Genomic DNA, 11,147 nt, shown 5'->3' on the forward strand with positions numbered 1-11,147 from the left:
TTTCTCTCTCCTTTAGCACCTTTTTATTTCATAAATGGAGGAACAATTTAACAATAGTTGGATTCGAGTTCCGTATCGTCATCTTTAATCATATCGGATTTCGATGCGGAAGGAAACAAAACAAGACATAAAAATGCTTTATCGCCACCATAAAAGCTTTTTTCCCGTTCGAAATTTCGCCATTTTCGCGGTGAATCCTTCCATGATTTTACCCAGTTCCCCGCGCTTTTACCCCTGCAAAACAAACCTTTGTTGAAGCCCTCCGCAAGTGGTAAAATGTGCGATAGTACCAGAACAACGTTCACGATTTCCCGAAGGAGGATCCACGCATTGACGGAACAACGCATCGGCATTATCGACATCGGCTCCAACTCCATCCGGCTGGTCGTTTATGAACGGACCTCCGGCGGTGCCCACCGCGTCATCGACGGCAGCAAGCGCGCCGCGAGGCTCAGCGAGCATTTGGACGAGAACGGCGCCCTGCCTGACGAAGTCATTCAACAGATAGTCGATATGATCAACCATTTTCGCTTGATATGCGCGCATCACAAAACCGGCCTGATCCGCGCCGTGGCCACGGCCGCCATCCGGAATTCCGCCAACCGCAGCCATGTGCTCGAGCGGATCGAATCGGAGACGGGACTGGCGATCGAGCTGATCTCCGGCGAAGAAGAAGCCGGCTACGGATTTCTCGGCATGATCAATTCGATGTCCGTGACGGACGGCTTGCTGATCGATATCGGCGGCGGCAGCACGGAGGTATCGCTGTTCAGAAACCGAAGCCTCGTCGAGGCGGTTTCGTTCCCGTTCGGCTGCGTCAGCCTGACCCGCCAATTTTCCAAGGGCGGCATGCTGTCCGACCAGGCGCTGAAGGAGCTGGAACAGCTCGTGGAACAAGCCGTGCAGCGCCAGCCTTGGCTCAAGCTGTCGCCCGGGCTCCCGCTCGTAGGCGTGGGCGGCACCGTCCGGGCGCTCGGCAAGATGCATCAGGCATACGTGAAATATCCGTTCGAAAGCACGCATAATTATCCGATGACCGGCGAAGCCGCCGGCGAGCTCTTCGAGCTGCTGCGCAAGCTGCCGATCGGCAAACGCAAGAACTTCCCCGGGCTTTCCAAGGACCGCGTCGATATCATCGTGCCGGGACTCGCCATTTTGCGGACGATCTTCCGCGCGGTCGGCGCATCGCATTATTTGATCTGCGGCACCGGTCTCCGCGACGGGCTTTTCTACGCGACCCGCTTTCCGGATCGGCCGCGGCTGGACGACATCACCATGTACAGCGTCAATAACCTGGCAGCCCTTCATCCGGAAGCTCCGATGCAGCACACCGCTCAAGTAAACCGGATCGTCCTGCAATTGACCGGTTTGCTGAAAGCCCGCCTCTCGGACGGAGACAACGCACTGCTGTTCATCGACATCGCCTCCACGCTGCACCGAATCGGCGCCGGCATCGATTATTACGATTACAAACGGCATACGTACTACCTCATCATCAACTCCCGGCTGAACGGCCTGTCCCACCGGGAGCTGCTGATCTGCGCCTTGATCGCGTCGTATAAAAGCAAGAACCGCACGAAACAAATCGCCGCATACTACAGGCCGCTGCTGTCCGAGGAGGACATCGCCTTGGTCTGCAAGCTCGGCACGCTGCTCCAGCTTGCGATCGCGCTCGACCGCAGCGAAACGCAGGCCATCGGCAAGCTGGAAGCCGAGGAATCGGAAGGCAAGCTGCATCTGCGGGCGGTCCGGGCGAGCGGCGCGCTGGGCGTCGAACACAAGGAGGTCGACTCGCTTTCCGACGATTTCAAGAAGCTCTGGGGCCTTACTCCGATCCTGTATTCACCGGAACAGCGTTAGAAGAATACTTCCATCGGTGGATGTTCGTCGCCTGGAATTGGCTGCGCAGCGACTGCAGCTCGTTGCGGACCGACTCGTAGCCGCCGTTCGACTGCAGCTCGCGGGCTTTCTCGTTATCGTCGAGATTCATGCGCAGCACGTTCATCAGCATGCCGCGAAGCCTCGCGTCGAAAACGGGACACATAAGCTCGATCCGCCGGGTCAGATTGCGCGTCATCCAGTCGGCGCTGGAGAGGAACAACTCCTCTTCCCCGCCGTTGCGGAAATAAATGATCCGGGAATGCTCCAAGAACCGGTCCACGATGCTGATGACGCGGATATTTTCGCTTAAGCCGGGCACGCCCGGACGCAGACAGCACACGCCGCGGACGATCAATTCGATTCGGACGCCGGCCATAGAAGCCTCGTACAGCTTATCGATCATCTCCTGATTCGATAAGCTGTTCATTTTTGCGATGATATGGGCGGGCTTCCCTTCGGCGGCATGCGCCTTCTCGCGGTCGATCAGCCCGAAGAGCTTCTGTTTCAAATCCGTCGGCGCAACGCCGAACGCCTTCCACTCGTACGGGGATGAATAGCCGGTGATCTCGTTGAATAGCGCGGAAGCGTCTGCGCCGATGACGGGATGGGACGTGAACAGGCCGATATCCGTGTAGAGCTTCGCCGTGCTGTCGTTGTAATTGCCCGTGCCCACATGCACGTAGCGGCGCAGTACGCCTTGTTCCCTGCGTACGACGAGCGTGATTTTGGCATGAGTCTTAAGACCCACGAGCCCATACACGACATGGCAGCCCGCTTTCTCGAGCTGGCGTGCCCAGGCGATGTTGCGCTCCTCGTCGAACCTCGCCTTCAGTTCCACGACCACCGTGACTTGCTTCCCCGATTCCGCGGCGACGGCCAGCGCCTGAACGAGCGCCGACTGGCCGCTTACCCGGTACAGCGTCATTTTGATCGCGAGCACGTAAGGATCCTGCGCCGCGTCCATGACGAAATCGGTCACGGCATCGAAGGATTCGTACGGGTGATATACCAGCACGTCTTCCTGCCGAAGAACCGCGAACATGTCTTCCGTGTTCTCGAATTCATGCGGGTAAACGGGTTCGATTCGCGGATACTTCAGATTCTCGTACCCCTCCAGCGAGCCGGTAAACCGCATCAGGAAGCCGAGATCAAGCGGTCCGTCGATCTCGAACAGATTTTCCCCCTGCTCCAGCTCTTCCTTCAGCATTTGGAGCGAGTACGGATGCATGCCTTTGCCGTATTCGAGACGTACGGGAAGCCCCCAGCGGCGGCGGCGAAGCTCCTTCTCGATCTCCTCGAGCAAATCCTCCGCGCCTTCTTCGTTCAGCGTCAAATCCGCGTTGCGCGTCAAACGAAACGGATCGACGGCGATCGTCGTATAACCGTTGAACAACGTATTGATATGCCGCTCGATCAACTGCTCCAGCAGCACGAACTCATGCTTCTTGCTGTTGACCCGCCCTGGTACCTGAACGAAACGCTGGAGGATGGAAGGCACCTGCACGATCGCGAAGAACGGGTCTTCGTCGAGCTCCGGCTGCTCCCCGCGGCCCAGCAGAACGGACAAGTACAGCTCCTTGGAGTGCAGCAGCGGAAACGGACGGCTTTGGTCGACCGCCATGGGCGTCAACACCGGGAAAACGATTTCGAGGAAATATTCGTCGACCGCCTTCAACTGCTGCGGATTCAATTCATCTATGGTGCGGAAGCAAATGCCTTCTTTCAAAAGTCCCCGCAAAATTTCACGGTAAGTCCGGTACTGGTCGGCAACCATCTGCCCGGTCCGTTTCATCAGTCTTTTCCATAAGCTTGCAGGTATGTAACCCGTGAAGTCGCGCTTCGTGTATCCGGCCTTTATCTGATCTTGAATGCCGGCAACGCGGACGCTCATGAACTCGTCCAAATTGCTCGACACGATGGCCAAAAATTTCGCCCGCTCGATCAGCGGATTGCCGGGATCCTGCGCTTCTTCCAGCACGCGGCGATTAAACTCGAGCCAGCTTAAATCGCGATTCAAATAGGGCGACATGATTTTGTTCATAGATCCAGGGTCCTCCTGATTGTCGAATAGTCTAATTATGTAGGTTTATTGTTTCTCGCATATTAAAGGATTGTAAAGGGGGCGTAAAGAAACTGGGACAATACTTATTTTTTGGTAAAGGCCATACTCGCTATGCTACAATTATACAATAATGTATAAAGGAATGTCGGCGGCTTAGAACTTTGAGGAGTGATAGTTGTTATGGACCGAGTCATCTGGAAACGAATATGGCGCGCCGCGCTGGTGATCTCCCTGCTGGTCGTCTTCGTGCTCGCCGTGATTTACGTAACGCCGCTCGTTTACCCGTTTCTCCTTGGGTGGCTGCTCGCGTACGCGATCAATCCGATCGTCAATCTCCTTAACAGAAAATTAAAACTTCCGCGGTGGATCGGCGTTTCCATTACGCTCGTCGTCTTCGTTATCGCGATGCTGACGATCGTCTCGGCGCTCGTCACGCGGATCGTGGTGGAAATCATCACGCTGTCCAAATCGCTCAGCAACAACATCGACTGGTGGCGCGATCAATTCGAATTCCTGATGAACAAACCGGAAATCCAAAACCTGATCGAAAACCTCACTTCCTTCTACCAGGATAATCCCAATTATCAGGAGACGATCAACAGCCGGATCTCGGACACCGCGAATTTGGTCGCGGCGACGAGCACCAATATCGTGACCTTTTTCTTAAACGGCATCGTGAGCATCATTACGTCGCTGCCGAACGTCGCGACGATCTCGGTCGTCGTCCTGCTGGCCGCCTTCTTCATCAGCAAGGACTGGCACCGGCTCGGCAAACGGACATCCGCGTGGCTGCCGCAGGGCATCATGCAGTCCACCGCAGTCGTATGGGGCGATCTTAAGAAAGCATTGTTCGGGTATTTGCGCGCCCAGTTCATTATGATTTCCATCACGGCGGTCGTCGTAACCGTCGGCCTTCTCATTATCGGCGTCCATTACGCCATCACCATCGGCATGCTGATCGGCCTCGTGGATCTGCTCCCGTACTTGGGCGTAGGCGCCGCCATGATCCCGTGGATTCTCTACACCTTCATCTACGGCGACGTCACGCTCGGAATCGAGCTTTCCATCCTCTACGGCGTCATTCTCGTCGCCAGGCAAACGCTGGAACCTAAAGTCCTAGCCACCAGCGTGGGGCTCGAGGCGCTGCCGACCCTCATTTCCATGTTCGTCGGACTAAAATTGTTCGGCGTGCTCGGGCTCATCATCGGCCCGGTCTCGCTCGTCATCCTGACCACCATACATAAAGCGAACGTCTTCCGCGACCTGTATTCGTTCATCGTCCGCGGGCCGAAATAACCGGTCCGGTCCGCTTCTGGGCGAAGCGCCAAAAGTCCTGCTTTCGATCGCGAAAGCAGGACTTTTGTTGTGACCGGCCAATAGGCCAGAACAATCTCATTATGCCGTCCTCCACGCTATGACGGCATACCGTCACGACGAAAGGACCATTTATCTGCGCCGAATCACGAACGAGCCGTTGCGCACTTTTTTTTCCAGCCAGCGATACATCAGGATTTGGTAAAAGGGGCGCGTGAGCGGAAGGAGCATCGTCACGCCGACGATATCGGAGAAGAAGCCCGGCAGGAGCAGCAGCAGCCCGCCGATCAGGACGCAAATGCCGTTGAGCATCGCGTGACCGGGCGGTTTGCCGCCCTGGAGCTGCGTCTGAACCTCCGCGAACGCCTTGCGGCCCTCCGAGCTGGCCAGCTTCGCGCCCAGAAAACCGGTCAGCAAGATGAGCAGGAACGTCGGCCAACCGCCGATCAAATGTCCCATTCGGATGATGCCCCACAATTCAAGCGCCGGGATGACGATAATAGCCGCAATCAGCCATTTGAGCATCTTCGCATTCCCTCCTTCGGCTTAGTTATAGGATGTCCGCCGCATGCGATTCTAGCATCGCATAAAGCTCGGGGAGCGCCTTGTCGAGGCGCGAGGGCCGCCAATCCCGGTTTACCCAGACATGGCGCGTGCCGCCTCTGACGAGCAGCTTGCCGGGCGGCTCGTTCCCCTCCCAGAGCGAGGGGAAAGCTTCGCCCTCTCCCGCGAGCCTCACTTCGGAACGGAACGACAGCCGCACCGGCGACAGCTTGTCGATCCGCGTGCATACGAGCACGTTGTCGTCGTAACGCGCCGGAGAAACGTAGGCGCAATCCAAATCGACGACCGGCAGGAGCAGCCCCTGCTTCTCGATCGCGTCGTACGGCGTGCCGAGCGAACGCACGAATTCGGTTCGACCGATCTCGAACCACGTGACGTAATTGCCGTAGAACACGACGCCCATCTGATCGGTTTCCTGGTACCTGACCCGCAGCGGGTGCAGATGCCAGCGAACCTTCGTTTCCTTATCCTCATTGGTCATCCGCATTCTCTCCTTAGTTGAACGAAAAGCGACGGCGCTCGCGCGCCATCGCTTCTTTATACGTGTTATGCGAGTATGGGGTTTCTTACATGACCTTGGCTTGTCCGGAGTAAATAACGCCAACTTCCGCGTACACCGTGACTTCCATCCCGTCATGCAGAAGTTCGAGCGCATTCTGCACGCCTAGAATGACCGGAATGCCCAGGTTCAGCGCCACGATTGCCGCATGGCTCGTAATTCCGCCCTGCTCGGTGATGACGGCTGCCGCTTTCTGAATGGCAGGCATGTATTCGCGATCGGTGGAGGTCGTCACCAGAATGGAACCCTCCGTCGTCTTCGCGATCGCTTCCTCCGGCGTACGGGCCGCGACCACTTTGCCGGTGGCGCTTTGGCTGCCGATGCCTTGGCCTTTGGCGATCATTTCGCCGATCGTATGGATCTTGATCAGGTTCGTTGAGCCCGAACGGCCGACCGGAACCCCCGCCGTGATAATGACCGTATCGCCCAGCTTCACGAGGCCGGAGTTGATGCCGCCTTGAACGGCGATATCGAACATGGCGTCCGTCGTTTCCGCCGGCGTGCCGAGTACCGGCAACACGCCCCAAATCAGCGCCAAGCGGCGCATCACTTGTTCAACCGGCGTAACGGCGATGATCGGCGATTTCGGACGGTATTTGGACACCATCCGCGCCGTATAGCCGCTTTCCGTCGACGTGATGATCGCCTTCGTATTGAGGTCGAGCGCGGAATTCGCCACGGCTTGGCTTATCGCTTCCGTTACCGTCGATTGCTGCGCTTTCGCTTGCTTCGTGAAAATCTCGCGGTAATCCAGCGCCGATTCCGCGCGCACGGCGATCCGGGACATCGTTTGAACGGATTCGACCGGGTATTTCCCCGCGGCCGTCTCGCCGGACAGCATGATGGCGTCCGTGCCGTCGAAGATCGCGTTCGCGACGTCGCTTGCTTCCGCGCGCGTCGGACGCGGGTTGCGCTGCATGGAATCCAGCATTTGCGTCGCCGTGATGACCGGTTTGCCCGCGCGATTGCACTTCTGGATCATTTCCTTCTGAACAAGCGGCACTTCTTCGGCCGGAATTTCCACGCCGAGATCGCCGCGTGCAACCATCAAGCCGTCGGAAACTTCCAGGATTTCGTCGAGGTTGTCCACGCCCTGCTGGTTCTCGATTTTGGAGATGATCTGAATATGGCTGGCGTTATGCTTCTCCAGCAGCTCGCGGATTTCGAGCACGTCCGTCGCTTTGCGCACGAACGAGGCCGCGATGAAATCGATGCCTTGCTCGATGCCGAATACGATATCGCCGGCGTCCTTCTCCGTGATGCCCGGCAGCGAGATATGAACGCCCGGCACGTTAACGCCTTTCTTGCTCTTGATCGGTCCGCTGTTCACGATGCGGCATTTGATCTCCGTGCCTTCCACTTCCTCGACCGTCAAGCCGATCAAACCGTCGTCGATCAGGATCGTCGCCCCGATTTCGACATCGGCCGGAAGGTTCGTATACGTCACGGGAATCCGATTGCGGTCGCCCAGGATTTCTTCCGTCGTGAGCGTAATCGTCTCGCCTTGGTTCAGTTCGATCGGTTCTTCCTTCAGCTTGCCGAGACGGATCTCGGGGCCTTTGGTGTCAAGCAGGATCGCGACGTTCTTGCCGAGCTCCTTGCTCGCTTGGCGGATGTTCTTGATCCGGTTGCCGTGCTCCTCGAAATCGCCGTGCGAGAAGTTCAGGCGGGCGACGTTCATGCCTGCGTTAATGAGCTTCTTCGTATTTTCCAGCGATTCGCTGGACGGGCCAATGGTACAAACGATCTTTGTTTTGCGCATGAGTGGTTTCCATCCTCCGTTAATGCGGATACGTAATTGGGTTCGTTAAACTTGCGCCGATTCGGCTTCGACAACGGACTCGGCCGCCACGGCCGGCTCGGTCGAGCGGTAAGCGCCGACTTTACGGAATTTATTGTAACGGTCCTCGACCAGCTCTTCCGGGGTCATCCGGGACAGCTCGATCAAATGGCGCCATACCGCTTCTTTGATCGATTCGGATTGCGCCGCCAAATCGCGATGCGCGCCGCCCTGCGGCTCCTCGATGATTTCTTCGATGATCCCGAAGCCGAGCAAATCGCCTGCCGTGATTTTCATGACCGAAGCCGCTTCGTCCGCGCGGCCCGCGTCCTTCCACAGAATGGACGCCGCGCCGTTCGGCGAAATCGCGGAATAAATGGCGTTCTCCAGCATCAGCACGCGGTTGCCCACGCCAAGCGCAAGCGCGCCGCCGCTGCCGCCTTCGCCGATGACCACGCAAATAATCGGCACGCCGAACGTGGCCATCTCGCGCAGATTGCGGGCGATCGCTTCCGATTGTCCGCGTTCCTCGGCGGTGTTGCCGGGGTAGGCGCCTTTCGTGTCGATGAACGTCACGATCGGACGGCGGAATTTGTTCGCCTGCTGCATCAGCCGCAGCGCTTTGCGGAATCCTTCCGGATGCGGGCTGCCGAAGAAACGCGCGATGTTGTCCTTCGTGTCTTTCCCGCGCTGATGGCCGATAACCGTAACCGGCACGCCGTTCAGCTTCGCCAAGCCGCCGACGATCGCCAGATCGTCCGCGAACAGGCGGTCGCCGTGAAGCTCGATGAAATCGGTAAAAATCGCCCCGATGAAATCCAGCGAGGTCGGGCGTCCGTGATGACGTGCCAGGTGCATCTTCTGGGCAGGGGACAGCTCGTTGTACAGCTCCTCTTGCAGCTGCTTGCAGCGCTCCTCGAGGCGGGAAATTTCATCGCTGAAATCGATGCCCGACTCTTGGCCGAATTTCTTCAGTTCCTCGATCTTCTTTTGCAGCTCGTTCAGCGGTTTCTCAAACGGCAGCTCACCCGCCATTAATCGTTTCCCCCTTCGCAGAATGCATATCCAGCAATTTGGTCAGCATCGATTTCAATTCCTTGCGATGCACGACTTTGTCCAGTTGGCCGTGCTGCAGATTGAATTCCGCCGTCTGGAAATTGTCCGGCAGCTTCTGGCGGATCGTCTGCTCGATAACGACGCGGCCCGCGAAGCCGACCAGCGCGCCGGGCTCGGCCAAATTGAAGTCGCCCAGCATCGCGAAGCTCGCGGAGACGCCGCCCGTCGTCGGGTCGGTCATGACGGAAATGTAAAGCCCGCCGTCGCCTTGAAACTTCGCCAGCGCGGCGCTTGTTTTGGCCATTTGCATGAGGCTCAAGATGCTCTCCTGCATCCGGGCGCCGCTGGACGTCGAGAAAATGATGAGCGGCAGCTTTTTCTCGTAGGCTTGTTCGATCGCGCGCGTGATTTTCTCGCCGACGACGGAACCCATGCTCCCCGCGAAAAAATCGAAGCTCATGAAAGCGGCGACGACCGGCAGTCCGCCGATCGTCCCTTCTCCCGTCACGACCGCGTCGGTCAGGCCGGAGCTCTTCTGCTGCGCTTCCACTTTGCTGGCGTAGCCCGGGAATCCGAGCGGATCCTCGGAAGACAGGTCAGCGTCGAACTCCGTCAGACGGCCCTCGTCGAGCGTGATGGCGATCCGGTCCCAGGCGCTGAGGCGGAAGTGATACCCGCAGCTCGGGCAAACCTTCAAGTTCTTTTCGATTTCTTTGCTGAATTGGATGTTGCCGCACTTCGGACACTTGGACATCAAGCCTTCCGGAATATCCGGTTTCGTACGAGGCTGGCCCGAAGGAATCGTGGCGTATTTTTTTTTATGGAATAAGTCCTTGAACACGAGTGACACCTCTTTGGGGGCGCAGTAGTTTTAATACTTACATGCTGCGCATAGGAACGCAGTAGTTTTAATACTTACATGCTGCGCATAGGAACGCAGTAGTTTTAAATCTTGCGCGCTGCGCATGGAACGCAGTGATTTTTAAAGGTGCAAAGCCGCGCTCAGGGACGCGCCGTTCGATTTAACGTTGCGAGTTTAAAATGCCGTTCAGCACTTCCTGCACTTCTTCCAGTTCGCCAGATGGGACCAATATTTCGAATTGCTGTTTCGAAACATTAATCGGTCGAATCTTTACGAGAAACCCTTCCTGGGTCAGCCGGTTTTTAATGCTCTCCGCAATTTTTGCCGTAGGCGCGATATAGATAACCGTCCACATGAAGGAACCTCCTGAGCATTGTTAAAGGATCATCTGAACGCACATGGGGTGCCATGGCCGCGCTATAAACTCTCGTTATCTGGGCATATGATGTCATAATGATACCATATGTTTAGATTCCATCGCAACGCCGCATGGCTGGAAGCCGCGCCGCACGCCTGCATGCAACGTCCGCGTTACTGCGACTGATCGGCGATCTCGTAACGGTTGGCCTTCGGATCCTGATGCGCGATGCGCGCGGAAGCCGCGGCGGCGAGACCGGCGACGAGGTCGTCCAGAAACACATGGACATGCTTGCCTTTCTCGTTCAGCTTGCGGATAATGCCCGGCTTCACCTTGTCGAGATAACCGAAGCTCGTAAGCCCGATCATGCCGTAGACGTTCGTAATGCCCAGCGCGAGCGTCTCGTCGACGCCGTAGAGGGACTCATCCGCTTCCATGATGGCCTGCAGCGGTTCGGGCAGGAGCTTGCGTTCGGCCAGCTCATCCAGCGCGATGCCGGTAAACAGCACGTACTGCACTTCGCGTTTGCCCAGCACGTGAAACACGCTCTCTTCGCATTCTTGGTAAGTCAGGTCCGGATTATAAGGGCGCTGCAGCGAAAAAACGATATCCGCGACATCGCTCACCGTTACTCCGCGTCTGTTCAGCCATTGTTCCATATTGGACGACATAGCATATCCCCCCCGCATCGGCTTGTACGAATCGGACCGC

10 protein-coding genes are annotated in these 11,147 nt (G+C 57.2%); 2 read left to right on the forward strand and 8 right to left on the reverse strand.

Annotated features, from left to right (window positions below; translation table 11 throughout):
- Positions 1-330 precede the first annotated feature (330 nt).
- Positions 331-1,860 (forward strand): Ppx/GppA phosphatase family protein, encoded by a 1,530-nt coding sequence (locus AC50YL_RS13595; RefSeq protein WP_494832679.1) that lies wholly within the window; start codon positions 331-333, stop codon positions 1,858-1,860.
- On the opposite strand, the gene ppk1 is transcribed toward AC50YL_RS13595, so the two are convergent.
- Positions 1,826-3,922, reverse strand: coding sequence for a polyphosphate kinase 1 (gene ppk1, locus AC50YL_RS13600; RefSeq protein ID WP_494832681.1), 2,097 nt, complete (start codon positions 3,920-3,922; stop codon positions 1,826-1,828). The two genes, AC50YL_RS13595 and ppk1, sit on opposite strands and share 35 nt — an antisense overlap.
- Positions 3,923-4,123: 201 nt before the next feature.
- On the opposite strand from ppk1, the gene ytvI reads away from it, so the two are divergent.
- A complete protein-coding gene (gene ytvI, locus AC50YL_RS13605; protein ID WP_494832683.1) occupies positions 4,124-5,239 on the forward strand; it encodes a sporulation integral membrane protein YtvI in 1,116 nt (371 codons plus the stop codon).
- A gap of 150 nt (positions 5,240-5,389) precedes the next feature.
- Here ytvI and AC50YL_RS13610 read toward each other — a convergent pair whose 3' ends face one another.
- The 7 genes from AC50YL_RS13610 to AC50YL_RS13640 all read right to left on the reverse strand — a co-directional run bounded on the left by AC50YL_RS13610 (position 5,390) and on the right by AC50YL_RS13640 (position 11,107).
- Positions 5,390-5,782: an FxsA family protein gene (locus tag AC50YL_RS13610; protein WP_494832684.1), complete on the reverse strand. Its 393-nt coding sequence runs from the start codon at positions 5,780-5,782 to the stop codon at positions 5,390-5,392.
- A gap of 25 nt (positions 5,783-5,807) precedes the next feature.
- Positions 5,808-6,302 carry an acyl-CoA thioesterase gene (locus AC50YL_RS13615; protein WP_494832686.1) on the reverse strand — a complete coding sequence of 165 codons (495 nt, stop codon included), beginning with the start codon at positions 6,300-6,302 and terminating at the stop codon, positions 5,808-5,810.
- 85 nt (positions 6,303-6,387) lie between these two features.
- The gene (gene pyk, locus AC50YL_RS13620) at positions 6,388-8,142 is read right to left on the reverse strand and encodes a pyruvate kinase (RefSeq protein ID WP_494832688.1); all 1,755 of its coding nucleotides are present in this window, start codon (positions 8,140-8,142) and stop codon (positions 6,388-6,390) included.
- A gap of 45 nt (positions 8,143-8,187) precedes the next feature.
- Positions 8,188-9,195, reverse strand: a complete 1,008-nt coding sequence (locus AC50YL_RS13625; protein WP_494832690.1) for an acetyl-CoA carboxylase carboxyltransferase subunit alpha — start codon at positions 9,193-9,195, stop codon at positions 8,188-8,190.
- Positions 9,185-10,057: an acetyl-CoA carboxylase, carboxyltransferase subunit beta gene (gene accD / locus AC50YL_RS13630; protein ID WP_494832692.1), complete on the reverse strand. Its 873-nt coding sequence runs from the start codon at positions 10,055-10,057 to the stop codon at positions 9,185-9,187. The genes AC50YL_RS13625 and accD overlap by 11 nt, the downstream gene beginning before the upstream one ends.
- Positions 10,058-10,238: 181 nt before the next feature.
- A complete protein-coding gene (locus AC50YL_RS13635; protein ID WP_161744885.1) occupies positions 10,239-10,433 on the reverse strand; it encodes a glutamate decarboxylase in 195 nt (64 codons plus the stop codon).
- Positions 10,434-10,609: 176 nt separating this feature from the next.
- Positions 10,610-11,107: a phosphatidylglycerophosphatase A family protein gene (locus tag AC50YL_RS13640; RefSeq protein WP_494832694.1), complete on the reverse strand. Its 498-nt coding sequence runs from the start codon at positions 11,105-11,107 to the stop codon at positions 10,610-10,612.
- Positions 11,108-11,147 lie beyond the last annotated feature (40 nt).

This window comes from Paenibacillus sp. J22P277 (assembly GCF_059383675.1).

What these genes read in the sequence shown, in the direction of transcription:
- ppk1 (WP_494832681.1), bottom strand. Translation starts at nt 3,922, where the DNA reads ATGAACAAAATCATGTCGCCCTATTTGAATCGCGATTTAAGCTGGCTC.
- ytvI (WP_494832683.1), top strand. Translation starts at nt 4,124, where the DNA reads ATGGACCGAGTCATCTGGAAACGAATATGGCGCGCCGCGCTGGTGATC.
- AC50YL_RS13610 (WP_494832684.1), bottom strand. Translation starts at nt 5,782, where the DNA reads ATGCTCAAATGGCTGATTGCGGCTATTATCGTCATCCCGGCGCTTGAA.
- AC50YL_RS13615 (WP_494832686.1), bottom strand. Translation starts at nt 6,302, where the DNA reads ATGACCAATGAGGATAAGGAAACGAAGGTTCGCTGGCATCTGCACCCG.
- pyk (WP_494832688.1), bottom strand. Translation starts at nt 8,142, where the DNA reads ATGCGCAAAACAAAGATCGTTTGTACCATTGGCCCGTCCAGCGAATCG.
- AC50YL_RS13625 (WP_494832690.1), bottom strand. Translation starts at nt 9,195, where the DNA reads ATGGCGGGTGAGCTGCCGTTTGAGAAACCGCTGAACGAGCTGCAAAAG.
- AC50YL_RS13635 (WP_161744885.1), bottom strand. Translation starts at nt 10,433, where the DNA reads ATGTGGACGGTTATCTATATCGCGCCTACGGCAAAAATTGCGGAGAGC.
- AC50YL_RS13640 (WP_494832694.1), bottom strand. Translation starts at nt 11,107, where the DNA reads ATGTCGTCCAATATGGAACAATGGCTGAACAGACGCGGAGTAACGGTG.